The organism is Oceanicaulis sp. (genome assembly GCA_040112665.1).
Classification (GTDB): domain Bacteria; phylum Pseudomonadota; class Alphaproteobacteria; order Caulobacterales; family Maricaulaceae; genus Oceanicaulis.
This window is the reverse complement of the sequence record CP157796.1, coordinates 2576252-2592200: the sequence shown is the minus strand read 5'-3', so window position 1 is coordinate 2592200 and position 15949 is coordinate 2576252. Positions and strand designations below refer to the sequence as shown.

Here is a 15949-nt window from a genome sequence, read left to right as displayed (position 1 = left end):
CGCCTTACGCCGGGCGGTGGACAGGCTGGAAATGTTTAACGCCCGGCAAGAGCAAAAAGGAACCCTTCAATGAAGCTGAAGGAATTGCGCGAGCGGCTGGCAGCGCTGAAAAAAGACGGCCGCACCAAGGCTAAGGCGTTCGACGCGCTCGACGCCAAAACCGACCGGACCGACGCCGAGACCGCCGAAATGGCCGCGCTCAGCGCGGCGATCGAACAGCTCACCGCCGATATCGAGGCGTGCGAGACCGAGATCGCGGCGGCCGAAGCCAGGCTCGACCGCGACCGGCTGTTCGCCGGCGGCGCGAGCGATCCGGGCGCGGTCGACGCCGGTCAGGCGATCGAAGTCGTGCGGCCCTACGAGGCCGGCCAGCGTCTGCGTCCGTCCGCGCTCGGCGCGGCGCGGGCGCATGATCCTGACCCGGTGCTTATGGGCGGGTTTCATTCGGCGGCCGAATTTGCGTCGAGCGTCCGGGCGGCGATCGTGGGCGGCTCGGTCGACGAACGCCTGACCGCGAGCGTCACGGGCGACAACACGCACACGACCGGCGGTCCGAACGGCGAGGGCTATATGGTCCCGCCCGCAATCCGCGAAACGATCTGGGAAGTCGTCTTCGCTGACGACGGGCTTCTCAATCGCTTCGATCCCGAACCGACCGCGTCGAACACGGTCGAGGGCGGCGCGGATGAAACGACGCCCTGGGGCGCGGCGGGCGTTCAGGCCGGCTGGGCCGGCGAGCTGAGCGAGATGGCCAAGTCGAAGCTCAGCACGGAGGGGCGCGCGGTGAAGCTGCACAAGCTTTACGCGCTCGTCACCGCGTCCGACGAGCTGCTTAGCGACGCGCCGCTTCTTGAAAACCGTCTGACCCGCAAGGCCGGCGAGGCGATCCGGTATGCCGCAGTCGAAAGCTTCATCAACGGCAACGGCAAGGACCGGCCGCTCGGCTTCCGCCAGTCGCAGGCGGTGATCAACGTCACGAAGAAGGCGGGCCAGGCCGCCGACACGATCGTCGCGGAAAACATCTTCGGCCTTATGAGCCGGTGTTTCCTCGGCCCGCGTTCGTTCTTCATGTGCGGGCAGGACGCGCTCCCTCAGCTCGGCGTGATGACGATCGGCGACAATATCGTGTATACGCCGCCGAGCCCCGACAACTTCGCGCGCGGGGTCGGCGGGTTCATCAACGGTATCCCGCTGGTGTATTCCCAGCACGCCGAAAAGCTGGGCGACGCGGGCGACTTCACGCTGATCAACCCGGCGGGCTATGCGTCGTACTCCAAGCGCGAACAGATCAAGTTCGCGTCGTCGATCCATCTGTATTTCGATCGCGACGCGGCGGCGTTCCGCTGGACCTTCCGTCTCGGCGGTCAGCCGCACCTGTCCGCGCCGATCTCGTCGGACAAGGGCAAGCCGTCCATGTCGCACTTCGTCCAGATCGCCGCGCGCGCCTAAGCGCCGGCGTCTGACGGTTCCGTCAACCTGAAGACCCTCGAAACGGGGCGGTCCTGACCGGGCCGCCCCGTTTCGTTTCAGATCCCTTCAAGGCTCGCGCTAGGAGGCGCGCACACCATGAACTCGAACCTTCCTCCCTCCGACAAGGTGGCGGTCGTCGGCGCGGCGTCGCCGGCGGTCGGCACGTCCGCAATCTCGACCGGCTGGATCGAAGCGAAGAACTTCTATCAGTTCGTCGCGGTCGTCCTCGCCGGCGCGCTCGGGTCCGACGCCACGTTCGACGCCAAGCTCGAACAGGCGACCGACAATACCGGTACCGGCGCGAAAGACGTGACCGGAAAGTCGATCACCCAGCTCACCCAGGCCGGGACCGACGACAGCAACAAGCAGGCGCTGATCGAGCTGTCGCCCGACGAACTCGACGTCGCGAACGGCTTCGGTCACTTCCGGCTGACGGTGACGCCGGCTGTCGCGAACTCCGGCGCGGCCGGGATCGTGCTCGGTCTCGAACCGCGCTACGCGCCCGCCTCGGGTTTCGACGCGGCCAGCGTCGCCGAGATCGTCGGCTAGGCCGGGCTGAACTGGAAAGGCGCGGTTCATGCGACTGTCCCTTACTGCGGCGCCGGACGGAACGGCTGTGTCGCTCGCCGACATGAAGGCGCATCTTCGCTGGCAGACCGACAGCGAAGATGTGTTGATCGAAGCGGCGATCGTTTCGGCCGAAGCTTCGCTCGAAGGCCGCCGGGGGCGTTTGAACCGCGCCTTTCTGACCCAGACCTGGGAGCTCAAGCTCCCGCGCTTCTGGCGCGGGTCTCTGGGGCTTCCGTTTGCGCCGCTGCAAAGCGTGGACGCGATCACCTATAAAACCGCCCTGGGCGCGACGGCGACCGTCGACCCGGCGGTGTACGACGTGGACGCCGACAGCGAACCGGGCGCGATCACCCTCAATCCCGGCCAGTCCTGGCCGTCCGATCTCGCCGACGCGCTCGACGCGGTGACGATCGAGTTCACCGCCGGCTATGGCGGCGCGGCCTCTGTGCCCGAACCGATCAAGTCCGCGATCAAGCTGATCGCGGCCGATCTCTTTCAACATCGCGAAGCGCAGACGATGGGCGTCGACCTGAAACCGAACGCGACCGTCGACCGCGTGCTTCGCTCCTATCTGGTGTACAACCCCCATGCGATCCGGTTCGCTTGATCGGCAGATCGACCTGCTGTCGCGCGGGTCGTCGCAAAGCGCGACCGGCGCGGCCTCTTCGGACTGGTCTGTCTACGCGTCCGAGGTCTGGGCGGAAAAGCGCGACCGGTCGAACGACCAGGGACGCGAAGACGACCAGGCGGTCGCAAGCCGCGTCTCGACCTTCCGGGTGTATTTCCGGACCGACGTGAAGACCGATCACCGCGTTCGCTATCCGGCCGGCGAGGCCGGGACGCTCTACGCGATCACCGGGATCGAGGAAATCGGGCGGCGCGAGGGCCTTCTGATCACCGCGCGCGCCGAGGTCGCGTCATGACCGAGATCAGAACCCGGATCGAAGGCGCGCGGGAGCTGGACCGCACGCTGAGACGCCTTCCCGCCTTCATGCGCAAGACCGAACTCGAAGGCGCGATCATGACCGGATCGAACGGGCTGAGGAAAGCGCTGCGCGACGCGGCGGCGAGCCGGCCGCGCGATCAGGTCAGCGGTGTGCTCGAACGCAATGTCAGCCGGGTCCGGGTGCGCAAGACGCAGTTCTCCGCGCAAGTGCTGGTCGGCTGGTTCCGGCGCGGCTTCTTCGCCGTCTTCGAGGAAGAGCGCGCGCCCTTCGCGCGGCCGGTCTGGGAGGCGGAGAAAATGCGGGTGCTCGACGCGATCGGCAAGGCGCTCGGCGACCGGCTCGAACGCGCGGCGAAAAAGGTCGCCGGGAACTATTCGAAATCGGGCCTCGGCGCACGCCGGGGCCGGCGGCGCTAGGGGCGGGCGATGAGCGAAGAGGCGGTGCTGTTTTCCAGGCTGACCGGCGACGCTGCGATCGCTGCGATCGTCGGAACGCGGGTCTACCCGGTCGAGGCGCCCGAAGGCGCGGCGCTTCCGCACCTGGTTTACCGGCTGGTCAGCGACGGCCGCGTCCGGGCGATGACGACCGACACCGGCGTCACGCCGCGCCGCGTGCAGATCACGGCCAAGGCCGCCGGGTTCGACGGCGTCGCGGCGCTGGCGAACGCGGTAAAGGCTGCGCTGAAGGACTGGCGCGATCCCGCCTCGAACCCGGTCGTCATGGGGTGCGCGTTCGAGACCGCGTTCGACGGGTTCGACGAACGCCGTTCGCCTGCGGCCGGAGGCGCGGGCAGCTATCGCCGCAATCTCGATTTTCTGATCACCTACCGGAGCTAGGGCCGATGACCGAAACTGTGCTGCGCGATCAGCGCCTCTTTCTGGGCGGGTCGAACCTGTCCTCTCAATCGAATTCGGTCGCCCTGGCGCGCGAGGTCGCCGAGCTGGACCGCACGTCGCTCGCCGACACCGCGCGCCGCCGCCGCGGTGGCCTCGAAGACGGCCGGATCGGGGCGACGGGGTTTTTCGACGCGTCGGCGACCGATGCGGCGTTGTTCGGCGCGGTCGGGCTCGCCGGGCAGGTCGTCGGCGTGACCGCGCCGGACGCCGCGGAAGGCGCGACGGCCTTCGCCGCGCAAGTCCATGTCGGCGAATATGCGCCGCTCGGCGGGGAGGTCGGCGATCTCGCCGAATTCAATCTCGCCGCGATGAGCGACGGCCCGATCATTCGCGGCAAGCTGAACGCGCTTCGCGAGGTCACCGCGACCGGTGTCGGAGCGGGGTCGGAGCTTCCCAGCGTCCAGGCGGGCCGCAAGCTTTACGCCGCGCTTTTCGTCACCGCGCTTTCCGCCGGCGCGTCGCTCGACGTGCTGGTCCGGTCTGCGGCCAGCGACGCGTTCAGCGCGCCTGCCACGCGGATCACCTTTCCGACGATCGACGCGGTCGGCGGCTTCTGGGGCGTCTTTTCGGGCGAGACGTCTCACACCTGGTTCCGCCCGTCTTTCACCCTGACCGGCGACGAGGCGAGCGCCTCGGTCGCGTTGATCCTCGCCGTGCAATAAGGAGCATTCCGACATGGCCGAACTGATACTCGACGACGTGCAAGTCGTTCTGAACTCGGTCGATCTGACCGATCACGTCAAATCGGTGTCCCTGACCTATTCCGCCGAGGAACAGGACCGGACCGCTATGGGCGACGGCGCGCGCCGGCGTATCGGCGGGCTGAAGGATTTCACCGCGACGCTGAACTTCAATCAGGATTTCGACGCCGGCTCGGTCGACGCGACCCTGTTCTCCGCCGTGGGCTCGGTCGTCGCGCTGACGATGACGCCCAAATCGGGCTCGGTTTCGGCGACGAACCCGCGCTATTCGGGAAACGTGCTGGTCCGGCAATACAGTCCGCTTGAAGGCTCGGTCGGCGATCTCGCGGAAACCAGCGTCGAGCTTCCCGGCGACGGCGTTCTCAGCCGTCTGACGAGCTAGTCCGATGGCGAAAAAGGCTTTGCTCAGCGCTGCGGAGATACTCGCCGCAGAGGATCTGAAAACCGAGGACGTCGATGTCCCCGAATGGGGCGGGGCGATCCGGCTTCGCGAGTGGTCGGGCGTGGACATGCTCGCTTACGAGACCGAGGCGGAACAGGCGGACGGGTCCAGAGCGCTCGCGGTCGCCATCTCCATGTCGGCGATCGACGAGGCCGGGAGCCGCCTGTTCACGGCCGATGACGTCGAGGCGCTGGCGAAAAAGAACGGGAAAGTCCTGATACGGCTCATGGCGAAGATCAGGGCGCTCAATCTGGCCGGTGAAGACGGCGCGAAAGAGGCGTCGGGAAACTAGACCGCCCGTCCGTGCGGTTCCTGTTCGTGCTGGCGCGGGACCTCGGCAAGAGCGCCGCCGAGGTCTCGCGCCTTGGCGCGCGCGAGATCGCGCACTGGCGGGCGCTTTACACCCTCGAAGCGCGGGAGCGCGAGGCGGAGCTGGCCGCGCTTGAAACCAGGGCGCGGGACGGCCGCGCGATAGACCTCATGAAATCGGCCGGGCGCGGCAAGCGATCCGGTCAGGGGAAGGGGTGATCCATGGCGATCATCGGAAGCCTTGTCGCCGATCTGAGCGCGAATTCGGCGGCGTTCAATCGCGACATGTCCCAGGCGACCAACGCGCTGCGCTCGAACTCGGCGCGGATGAACCGATCGCTCGGCGCCATCGATCGCGGTTTTGCAAGCGTGAAGCGCAATATGGGCGGGATCGCGCGCCAGGCGCTGAGCATGCGCGGGGCTCTGACTGCGGCGGTCGGGATCGGCGGTTTCGGAGTCATGACGCAACAGTCGCTCGAAGCGGCCGATGCGGCGGCCAAGCTCGCGCGCTCGACAGGGTTCACGGTCGAACAGATCAGCGCGCTGCAGTATCAGGCCAGTCAGACCGGCGCGCTCGACGGGTTCGACCGCGCGCTCGGAACGCTCGCCTACAATCTCGGCCAGCTGCGCGTCGGCACGGGGCCGCTTCTGACCTTCCTGCGCGAGTATGATCGCGATCTGGCGCGCACTCTGGCCGGGACCGAAGACCAGGCCGAGGCGGTGAACGTGCTGGCCGATGCGATTTCGCGGGAAACCGACGTGACCCAGCGCGTCGCGCTGGCGCGCGCGGCGTTCGGCCGGACCGGCACCCAGCTGACGAACACCTTCGCCGAGGGCCGGCAGGGGATCGCGCGATATCGTGAAGAGGCCCAGCGGCTGGGCATCGTGCTCGGCACCGACAACGCCGAGGCCGCCGAGCGCTTTAACGACGCCATGGACCGCATTCAGCGCCAGGTAAGACAGCGCTGGACGGTTGCGATCACCGAGCACACTGACGACGTGCTCGACGCGGCGAGGGCCTGGCAGGATTTGCGGCTAGGTGCGTTGCGTGCGGCTGCGGCTGTTTCGCGCTCGATGAACATGGGACGCGGGCTCGCTGCGCGCGATCCGGAGGCTTCGGCGCGCACCTTGGAAGAAGCCGCGCAGATGTACACGCTGCGCGCGACCGGCGCGCGCGACCGTGGCACCTTGTTGACTGCGGAACAGCGGCTGGTCGCGCGGGCGGTTGGGGCAAGCGACGGCGGTGCGCTCCACCGCCAAATAACTGAAATGCTCCGTAACGCGGAGCACCTTCCCGACGCGTATCTCGAAGCGGCTGCGCGGCTGCGCGAGGAAGCGCAGCGCGTGCGCCAGGCCGCCGAAGAGGCCGCCGAGATCGAAGCCGAGCTTGCCAGCCGGCGCGGCGCCGGCGCGCCGGCGGACGGCGAGGACGGCGACGGGGTCGGGCGCTCCGGCGGTCGTGACCTGTTCGGTGAAGGCGATCCGTTCGGCGACATGCTGACGAACGCCCGCGAGACGCTGAAAGCGCATCGCGAGGGCCTGCGCGGGGAAGCGCGCGCCCTGTTTGAGGCGACGCGCACCGAAGTCGAAGTGTTTCAGGCGGAGATCGCCCGGATCGGCGATCTTGAACGCGGCGGGTTCTTCGCCGACGCCGGCGGGGCGGACACGGCCATCCGCGCGCGGGTCGCCGCGCTTGTGCAAATGGCCAGCGCCGCCGATGACACGCGAACGGCGTTCGCCGAGCTACGGCGGCTGACCCAGGCGGGCCTGATCGATCCGGCGGCGGCCGATGCGGCGCGCGCCCAGATCGAGCTTTTGCGTGAGCCGGTCCGGGGGCTGAAAGACGATCTCAGGGACGTGCTTGAAGGCGGCCTGCGATCGATTGATCGCGAGCTGCTTGATGCGCTGAGCGGGTTCAAATCCTTCGGCGAGGCGGCGACCTCGATCATCCGCTCGATCGCCATGGAGTTTCAGCGCCTGGCGATCGAGCGGCTGGTCACCGATCCGCTGCGGCGGGGGCTGAACGCCCTGTTCGATATCGGGCTTGCGGCGGTGACCGGGGGTGCGTCCTCGGCGGGCAAGCCCGGCAAGAAATTCCAGCGGGGCGGGCGGTTCACGGTCGCCGGGGCGGGCGGTGTCGACAGTCAGCTCGTCAGCTTCTGGGGGACGCCCGGCGAAGAGGTCGAGGTGCGACCGACCGGACCGGCGGGGCGGGCCTTTTCCGGCGGCGGCGGCGCGTCGGCGGGCGGCGGGATCGTCATGTTCGCGCCTCAGTATTTCCATCTTCACGCCGAAGGGGCGGTCATGACCGAAGAGCTGATCGAAAGCATGGATCAACGCTCGCGCGCACACGCCGCCGAGGCGCGCGAAGACGCCCGCCTTCAGCTCGCCCGGATGCGCGAGCGGCTGCAGAAAAAGCTGAGGTAGGGCCGTGGCGATCATGCTTCCCAGCGGCGGCGTCAAGGACTGGGCGTTCCGCCTGGTCCCCCAGCCGACCGAAAACCGGTCTGCGTACGGAACCAATCTCAGCCGGTCGGCGCGGCTGGGCCGGCATTTTGCGTTCGACGTGGCGCTGACCCTGCTCGACCAGGCCGAAGCGCTCGACTGGTCCGATCTCGACGAAGAGACCGAGACGCTGGTCTGGCCGATCGATCAGGGCGATCTGCAGGCGGCGAACGAAGGCGCGCCGCGCGTCGCCGGTGCCGGGCAGGGCGGGAACGCGCTCGATCTGGACGGGGTGACGCCGGGCTATGTCGTCAATAAAGGCGCCTTTGTCTCGGTCATCATTTCGGGGCGGCGCTATTGCTACACGGTCCGCGCCGCGCGGACCGCAGACGCGGGCGGGCTGATCACGCTTCCCGTGAGGCCCTTGATCCGGGTTCCGCCGCCTGACGACGCGGTCGTCGAGATCGCGAGCCCCAAGGTCGAGGGCTATGTCACGGCGGCGCCGCTCAAGTTCGAATATCTGCACCGCTCGGCGGGGCGGACCTTCACGATCGAGGAGCGTGGCTGATGGACGCCGTCGTCGTCGCCGCCTGGAAAGAGGCGAACCCGCACGCCTTCATCGCGATTTCGCTCGATCTGGCAGAGCGGACGGTCAGGCTGACCAGCGGCGGGACCGTCACGTTCGGGGGGCACACCTATCATCCCGAAGACGCCGCGATCGGGGTGCTTTCGGAGATCGGCGAGGTCGAGGAAGGCGAGGTCGACAGCGCGGTCACGCCGTCCCTGACCTTCGCACCCTTTACCGACGCCGGGCTCGCCGAGCTGGCGGGCGGTCAGGGCGCGGCGTTCGAGATCCATTGGGGGCTTGTCGCACCGGACACCGGGGCGGTGATCGGCGCGCCCGAACTGGTCGCGCGGGGGCGTCTGAACGTGCCGACGCTGGCGGTCGCGCCGGGCGTGCGGGGGCTGCAGTTCTCGACCTATAGCGAAGAGCAATTCCAGCTGCTCGACGACAGTCAAAGCCGGCTGACCGCCGCGCACCACAAATCGGTCTGGGGCGCGGTGAACGAAGACGGGCTGAACAACGTCACGCGTTACAACAAGAAAGGCTTCTGGCGGGCCAACGATCCCGCCGGTGCGATCACAACGCCCGGCGGGGCGGTGAGCGCGGGTCTCGATCTGTTTCTGAGCTAGGCGATCATGAAAAAGGGCGTTCATCCTGCGGCGGCGCGCCAGCGGGCGGTTTCCGCATGTCTGAAGAAATTCGACGAACGTGCGCTCAGCTTCGGAAAGGCCGATTGCGTGCGGCTGGCCGCGCTGGCGCTTCGCAAGCAAGGCGTCGCGATCCCGCTTCTGAAGGGCGTGCAATACCGGACCAGGGTCGGGGCGATGAAGGCGCTCGCCGCGTCGGGGTTTTCCGATCTTTGCGCGGCTGTCGACGCGCTGGGCCTGGCGCGCATCGCGCCGGCCTCGGCCTGGCCGGGCGATCTGATCGCCATGCCGACGCCCGACGGCGATCCGTTCGGGGCTTCGCTCATGGTGGTTCACACCGCCGGCGCGCGGCGCGTGATCGGCCTTGACGGTCACGGGGTGTTCCGCGTCGTCGCGCCCGATCTGAGCTGTTGCCTGGCCGCCTGGAGGGTCGATCATGGCTGACCCGATTTCCGCAACCGTCACCGCGATCGCGGTCGCTGCGGCGAACACGGCGGCGGCCGTCGCTGCGGCGGTGGGCGCCAGCTTCGCCGTCCAGGGCGCGATCGCCGCCGCTGTGTTCAAGGTCACGCCCTATGTCCTTATGGCGGCCGCTTCGGCGGCGGCCTCGTTCCTGCTGGCGCCCAAGCTTGACATAGAGGGCAGACCGACCGACTGGCGCGCCGATCCCAACGCGGGAATTCCCTTCGTCATGGGCGAGCGCGCGACCGCAGGGGTCATCGTGCACCGCGACGCCTGGGGCAAGGACAACCGGTTTCAAAGCTTCGTCACGGTCTATTCCGGCGCCGGTCCGATCGAAAGTTTCGACCAGTTTTACGCCGACGACGTTGCGGTGCAGTTTAACCTGGACGGGCTTGCGACGAACGGCGGCAATTTCGCCCAGAACATGCACCTTCAGACCGCGCGCGGCGACCAGCCCCAGACCGCCGCTCTGGTCCAGGAAGTCGACGCGGCGCAGCTCGCCGGCAACCCTATGTCGAACTGGGGGGCGTCGTACCGGATTTCGGGCAAGGCGCACGCGCTTCTGACGCTGCGCCAAGACAGCAAGCAAAAGACCTACCCGACCGGAGAGCCGAGACCGCTGTTCAAAATGCGGGGGATCAAGCTTTACGATCCGAGGAAGGACAGCACGGTGGCGGGCGGGTCGGGATCGCACCGGCTGGCCGACCCGTCGACGTATGAATACTCGGAAAATCCATCGATCGCGGCGGTGAACTGGGTTCTGGGGCTTCGCGAAAACGGCGTGGTCGTCGGCGGGCTCGGCGCGCCGGTCGAGGGAGTCGACCTTCCCGCTTTCATCGAATGGGCGAACGTCTGCGATCAGAACGGCTGGACGGTCTCGGCGAACGCGACGTCGGCCGACGACAAACATCAAGTCCTGCTCGGTCTTATGCAGGCGGGCGGTGCGCGCTATTCGCGCAGCAAGGGCCGGATTTCGGTGATTGCGCGCGCGCCGAAAACCTCGGTCGTGACGCTGTCGGCCGAAGACACGGCCGGCCCGTTCGAGCTTGCGACGGCCGCCGACCGGCTGACCGCGACGAACACGGTCGTTCCGCGCTGCGTCATGGAAAGCCATCAATGGGAGATGGTCGCGCAGGATGCGGTGACGGTCGCGGCGTATGTGACCGCAGATGGCGGGCGGCGCGAGCGGGGGCTTGATTTTCCTTACGTTGCGGTGAAAGCGAGCGGGGCGAACAAGGACCAGCCCGCCCAGCTCGCCGCCTATGCGATCGCAGACAGCCGGGAGACGATCGCGGGGGCGGTCGCGCTGAAGCCCTGGGGTGCGCAGATCGAGCCCGGCGACGTGTTCACGATCAACGCGCCGGGGTTGCTTCTAAATGGCGTCGAGTGCCTGTGCGTCGGCCGGGCCTTCGATCTCGCCGAAAACGTGGTGCGGATTTCGTTTATCAGCGAAACCGAGGGCAAGCATGATTTTGCGCTCGGCCGGACCCAGACGGCGCCGACGCCGCCCGCGCTCAGCGCGCCGGACCTGACCGACGTCGACCCGCCGGACGGCGGCGACTACACGGTCGACGTTCCGCCGTCGAAAAACCCCGGTTTCCGGGTCAGGATCGATCCGCCGTCGACGCCGAACCCCGGCCAAATCATCTATATCCGGCCGCCGAACGACGATCTCGGCAATCCCTGGGAAGACCCGCAGGCGGGCTGGCGTCCGGTCGCCCAGCTCGACGCGGCGGCGACCGAGTATCAGATCGGCGGGCTCGAGCCGGCGACCGCTTACGAGATCGGCGCGGGCTATGTCTCGCAATTCGGCGTGCTGAGCCCCGTCGCGAACCTGGGCGAGGTGACGACCGGCGCGCTTGATGCGACGCAGCTGGGCGACAGGACGGCGGCGGAGGTCAACACCGATCTCGACGCGGTGCGCGCGGAGCTCGACAGCGCGGCGGCTGCGCTCGACAGCTCGGCGGCCGATCTGACCGAAGCGCTGGCCGGCGCGAAGACCGACCTTAGCGAAGGCCGGGACCGCTCAAATCGGCTGTTCGCCGAGGTCGCGGCGCAGCTTGTCGAGATCAAGTCCGGGGCTGGGGCTGCTGCGGACGCGGACCTGCTGAGGCAGACCGAGATCACGGCGCTCACAGTGCGCGCTGACGGGATCGAGGCGACCGCTACACAGGCCCTGTCCGCGACGGTCGATCTTGAAAACGACAAGGCCGAGGCGTCTGCGCTGACGGCGCTTGAGGCGCTCGTCGGCACCGATGACGGGCAGGGCGCGCTGTTCAGCCGGGCCGCGACCCTTGAGGGTCAGGTCGTCAGCCTTGAAGCCGATAAGGCCGAGGCGAGCGACCTCTCCGCGCTTGAAACCCTCGTCGGGTCCGATGACGGCGGCGGCGCGCTGTTCGGGCGCGTGGCGACGGCGGAAAGCTCGATCTCCGATCTCGAAACCGGCAAGGCCGAGGCCTCGGCGCTCACCACGCTGGAAGCCCGCGTCACGACGGTTGAGGGCGAAGCGGACGCCAACGCGAGCAACATCACCACGACGATTGCGAGCGTCGAGGCTCTGGATCAGGCTACCGCCGAAGCCGACCGAGCGCAGGCCGACCGTCTGACGCGCGCGCTGGCGGAGATCGCGGCGGGCCAAGCCTTTGCGGTGCAGGGCGTCAGCGTCGTCGCTGATGATCTTAAAATCGAGGCCAAGCGGGTTTCTGATCTCGGCGTGCGCACCGGGGCGGCTGAGGCCAATATCAGCACGCTCGAAACGACGAAGGCCGATGCGTCCGATTTGACCGCCGAGGCTGCGCGGATCGACACGCTGGAAGCGCAAGTCGGAACCGACGACAGCGCCGGCGCTCTGTTCGCCCGTGTCGCGGCGAATGAAAGCGCGGTCGCTGATCTCGACAGCACGAAAGCTGAAGCGTCCGCCCTGACCACGCTGGAAGCGCGCGTCACGGTGAATGAAGGCGAGATCGACACTGCGCAGAGCGACATTCAGACGAACGCCGCTTTGATCCAGACCCTTGAGACCGCGACGGCGGAAGCCGACCGGGCTCAGGCTGATCGGCTTACGCGCGCGCTGGCCGAAATTGCGGCTGGGGCGGCTCAATCCGTCCAGGGCGTGAGCGTTGTCGCCGACGGGCTCAAGATTGAAGCCAAGCGCATCGCGGATCTGAGCGCTGAGGCGGACGGGCTTGAGGCGCGGGTCACGACGGCTGAAAGCACGCTGGTCGATCTTGAAAACGACAAGGCTGAAGCGTCTGCGCTGACCGCCCTGACCGCGCGCGTGGATACCGCCGAAGCCGACATCACGACCAACGCCAGCGCAATATCAAACGAAAGCAGTGCGCGCGCATCGGCCGACACCACCCTGCAAGCCAATATCGATGGGGTGAGCGCGAACGTCTCTACCAACGCCAGCGCCATCGCTGATATTGAGGGCAATCTCGCCGCCGCCTACGGCGTGACGCTGAACGTAGACGGCAAGATTTCTGGCCTTCAGTTCCTCAACGACGGCACTACGTCGAGCCTGTCCTTCCTCGCCGACGTGTTCACAATCTTCGACGGGTCGAGCGACGTTGCGCCGTTCACGGTGTCGGGCGGCGTGGTGCGGATGCCGACGGTAGAGGTCGGCACGGTTCGCGCCCAAGCCGGCGACTTCAAGATCATCGGATCAAGCGAAGACATCGTGCCCTTTTCGGTGTCTGGCAATCTCGTATTCTTCGCCTCGCCGATCCACATTGATGACGGCGACGCGACCCCGACCACGCGCACGATCATCGGCCCGCTGGCGGACGGGATGAGCCTGTGGTCTGGCCCGCCCACGATCACCGAGGATACAGCCACCCGCGCGAACGCAAGGTTTGCGATCGGCGAATACGGCGCGCAGTACCCGACGCAAACGACCGCGACCGGAGGCGTCGGGTATGACGTGACCGGCTACAGCGGCACGAACTATCTAGTCCTGGCTCGGCTCGCACTCAGCGACATTCAGGCGATCAACGCGCTGGCGTTTTCCAAGACCGCGCTTGCTCTGAAAAGCCCGCCGGGCAACCTTGCAGGCTCCGGCGTGGGCTTCGGCTATTTCGACGTGCGGCTTGACTTCATGCCGTCCACCTTCGCCACCTCTCCGGGCTCTCAGCATACGTTCCTCGCAACCGACATTCCGCTGGTCGAGGAGCGCATCCAGATCAACCGCGACAGCGACGATCTCTGGTCAACCGAGCTGCAAGAGTTCGAGGCGGCCGTCGATAGGCTTGGCCTCGTCTCGACCCGCTTCCCTGACGGCTATGTCGTGCTGAGCGCGCGGCGACAATCAGCATCGCCAAACGCCGTAACCGCCAAGTTCGACAGCGGATCGCGTATCGCCGTCACGCCCGTCGTCAACCAGACCGCCACCTTCTAGGAGCCCGCGATGAAAACCCTCGATCTCAAAAAAGGCATTCAGGGCGAGTACATCGGCTCGGCGTCCCTGATCGAACAGGTCGTCAATTCTGACGGCTTCGATCCGTCCCTGCATCTGGACTTCCGCGAGGTTGGGGAGGCGGCCTACGTTGAGCAGGCGGACGGCCCGCAGTATCAGCGCAATTTCGCCTTGCTCGATACGGTCTGCGCGCGGGCGAGCGGCGCAACGAACCCGGAGTGGGATTTCTTGAACGGCGCCCTCTGCGGCGCGCTGACGGAGATGGGGCCGAACAGCGTTCGGTGGAACCGGATCGCGGGGCTTCTGAAAGAGACGAGCGCGGCGACGAACTCGCTTCGCAATCCGCGCGGGGAGGGGCTGACGGTCGGATCTCTGGCCGCGTCCGGCGAGCTCCCGACGCATTGGGCGGCGGATGCGCAGGGCGCGACGATCACGGTCGAAGCGGTCGAAGCCTATGCGAACGGCTGGGCGCGCGTAAGGCTGCGGTTTTCCGGCACGCCGACCGGCGATCCGATCATCTGGTTTGAAGCGGCTAACCAGATCACCGCGAGCAACGGGCAGGCGTGGACGGCCTCGGTCGGCGCGGCGCGTGTCGCGGGCGATATGAGCAACGTCACGGCGGTCAATCTGCGTATTCAGGAGAATACGTCCGCCGGGGTCAGTGTCGCGACAGGCGACAGGGCACTGTCCGATCTCGACGGCAATCACCGCCGGTTCTTTCTCACCCGCACGCTGGCGGGCGGCGGCACGGTGGCCCGCGTCCGGTCGGGCCTGGTCGTCGATTGGGACGGGTCCGGCGCGATCGACCTCACGCTCGACGTATTCGTTCCGCAACTCGAACTGGGCTCCGCGCCGTCTTCCCCCGTGCTTCCGCCGGTCGGCGCTCCCGCCGCCGCAACCCGAGCCGCCGAGACCGTCACCAGCCTGACCACGGTTTCCCGCGCGAGCCGCAAGAGCAACGCCGGGGAGTGGGACTTCACCAGCGGCGGCGCGGTGAGGGCATACCGGGAGTTCCGTCCGAACGCCCCGGCGATCACCGGGCGCGGCCTGCTCACCGAGGAGGGTACGACGAACCACATTCGCAACCCCCACGGACAGGGGGCGAGCGGATCGACGGCTCCGACGCATTGGGCGGTAGGTGCAAGCGGCGGGCTGGCGTGGACGTTTGCGCGCGGCTACGAGAACGGCTGGCCGTACGTCGATGTGACCGCTTCGGGAACTGCCAGCGGTGGTGCGCGGATCGACTTTGAAGCGGCTGCGCAGATTGTGGCGTCCAACGGGCAGGCGTGGACGGCTTCGACGGGCGCCCGCCTTGTCTCCGGCGCGATTAGCGGGGCCGCGGAGCTGACCATCCGCGAGAACGACAGCGGCGGTTCGAATGTCGCCAGCGCGTCAAGCGCCGCCTTGGCGATCGACGGCTCGCATAGGCGCTTCGCGTTTACCCGCACCCTTGCCGGAGGCGGCACGGTGGCGCGCGCTCAGGCGTCGCTCACGTTCCCCAGCCTGTCCGGCGCGACCAGCTTCACCCTCCGTATCTACGCCCCTCAGCTCGAACAGAAAGCCTACCCCACGTCCCCGATCCTCCCGCCGGAAGGCGCGCTGGCGGCGGCCACGAGGGCGGCCGATCTGCTCAGCCTCGCCGGGGGCGCCTGGGTCAACAATTCCGGGCCGGGAACCCTTTTCGTCGACGCGCTGACGGCCGCGCCGGGCGAGGGCTGTTACGCCCAGCTCGAGGCCGGGTCGAGTGCGAACCGTATTTATCTCGGCGAAAGCTCGGCGTCTCAGCGCGCATTCATCCTGGCCGGCGGGGGGGTCTCTGCGACGATGACCGGTGCGGCGCTGTCGCCCGGCGCCGCGAGCCGGATCGCGGCGGGCTGGGCGACGAACGACTTTGCGCTGTCGATCAGAGGGCAGGCGCAGACGCTCGATACGTCTGGCGCGATACCGACCGGAAATTACGCGCTGACGATCGGGGCGAGGCCGGGCGGGTCGAACTCTATGAACGGCTACATCTCCCGCATCCGCTACGCCTCCCGCCGTATCTCCAACGCCGAACTCGAAACCCTCGTAGGAAACTAGGA

General features: G+C 67.6%; 16 protein-coding genes. All 16 read left to right on the top strand.

Annotated features, from left to right (window positions below; all coding sequences use genetic code 11):
• The first annotated feature begins 69 nt into the window (after nt 1-69).
• The 16 genes from ABL308_12725 to ABL308_12650 all read left to right on the top strand — a co-directional run bounded on the left by ABL308_12725 (nt 70) and on the right by ABL308_12650 (nt 15947).
• A complete protein-coding gene (locus ABL308_12725) occupies nt 70-1449 on the top strand; it encodes a phage major capsid protein (GenBank protein ID XBQ15808.1) in 1380 nt (459 codons plus the stop codon).
• A 117-nt stretch (nt 1450-1566) separates the two neighbouring features.
• Nucleotides 1567-2019: a hypothetical protein gene (locus tag ABL308_12720; protein ID XBQ15807.1), complete on the top strand. Its 453-nt coding sequence runs from the start codon at nt 1567-1569 to the stop codon at nt 2017-2019.
• Nucleotides 2020-2047: 28 nt separating this feature from the next.
• Nucleotides 2048-2647 (top strand): hypothetical protein, encoded by a 600-nt coding sequence (locus ABL308_12715; protein ID XBQ15806.1) that lies wholly within the window; start codon nt 2048-2050, stop codon nt 2645-2647.
• Nucleotides 2628-2963: a head-tail adaptor protein gene (locus ABL308_12710; GenBank protein XBQ15805.1), complete on the top strand. Its 336-nt coding sequence runs from the start codon at nt 2628-2630 to the stop codon at nt 2961-2963. Before ABL308_12715 ends, ABL308_12710 begins: the two co-directional genes overlap by 20 nt.
• Nucleotides 2960-3403: a hypothetical protein gene (locus ABL308_12705; GenBank protein XBQ15804.1), complete on the top strand. Its 444-nt coding sequence runs from the start codon at nt 2960-2962 to the stop codon at nt 3401-3403. Before ABL308_12710 ends, ABL308_12705 begins: the two co-directional genes overlap by 4 nt.
• A 9-nt stretch (nt 3404-3412) precedes the next feature.
• On the top strand, nt 3413-3823 hold the full coding sequence (locus tag ABL308_12700) for a DUF3168 domain-containing protein (protein ID XBQ15803.1): 411 nt from the start codon (nt 3413-3415) through the stop codon (nt 3821-3823).
• Nucleotides 3824-3828: 5 nt separating this feature from the next.
• Nucleotides 3829-4545, top strand: coding sequence for a hypothetical protein (locus ABL308_12695; GenBank protein XBQ15802.1), 717 nt, complete (start codon nt 3829-3831; stop codon nt 4543-4545).
• Between the two features lie 13 nt (nt 4546-4558).
• Nucleotides 4559-4966, top strand: coding sequence for a radical SAM protein (locus ABL308_12690; GenBank protein ID XBQ15801.1), 408 nt, complete (start codon nt 4559-4561; stop codon nt 4964-4966).
• A gap of 4 nt (nt 4967-4970) precedes the next feature.
• Nucleotides 4971-5318, top strand: coding sequence for a hypothetical protein (locus ABL308_12685; protein XBQ15800.1), 348 nt, complete (start codon nt 4971-4973; stop codon nt 5316-5318).
• An 11-nt stretch (nt 5319-5329) separates the two neighbouring features.
• A complete protein-coding gene (locus ABL308_12680) occupies nt 5330-5554 on the top strand; it encodes a hypothetical protein (protein XBQ15799.1) in 225 nt (74 codons plus the stop codon).
• Between the two features lie 3 nt (nt 5555-5557).
• Nucleotides 5558-7762, top strand: a complete 2205-nt coding sequence (locus ABL308_12675; protein ID XBQ15798.1) for a hypothetical protein — start codon at nt 5558-5560, stop codon at nt 7760-7762.
• A gap of 4 nt (nt 7763-7766) precedes the next feature.
• A complete protein-coding gene (locus tag ABL308_12670) occupies nt 7767-8348 on the top strand; it encodes a hypothetical protein (protein ID XBQ15797.1) in 582 nt (193 codons plus the stop codon).
• Nucleotides 8348-8974 (top strand): hypothetical protein, encoded by a 627-nt coding sequence (locus tag ABL308_12665; GenBank protein XBQ15796.1) that lies wholly within the window; start codon nt 8348-8350, stop codon nt 8972-8974. Before ABL308_12670 ends, ABL308_12665 begins: the two co-directional genes overlap by 1 nt.
• 6 nt (nt 8975-8980) lie before the next feature.
• Nucleotides 8981-9436 carry a hypothetical protein gene (locus tag ABL308_12660; GenBank protein XBQ15795.1) on the top strand — a complete coding sequence of 152 codons (456 nt, stop codon included), beginning with the start codon at nt 8981-8983 and terminating at the stop codon, nt 9434-9436.
• Nucleotides 9429-13850: a hypothetical protein gene (locus tag ABL308_12655; protein XBQ15794.1), complete on the top strand. Its 4422-nt coding sequence runs from the start codon at nt 9429-9431 to the stop codon at nt 13848-13850. Before ABL308_12660 ends, ABL308_12655 begins: the two co-directional genes overlap by 8 nt.
• Nucleotides 13851-13859: 9 nt before the next feature.
• Entirely contained in the window at nt 13860-15947 is a 2088-nt protein-coding gene (locus ABL308_12650; GenBank protein XBQ15793.1) for a hypothetical protein, read from the top strand.
• Nucleotides 15948-15949: the final 2 nt, after the last annotated feature.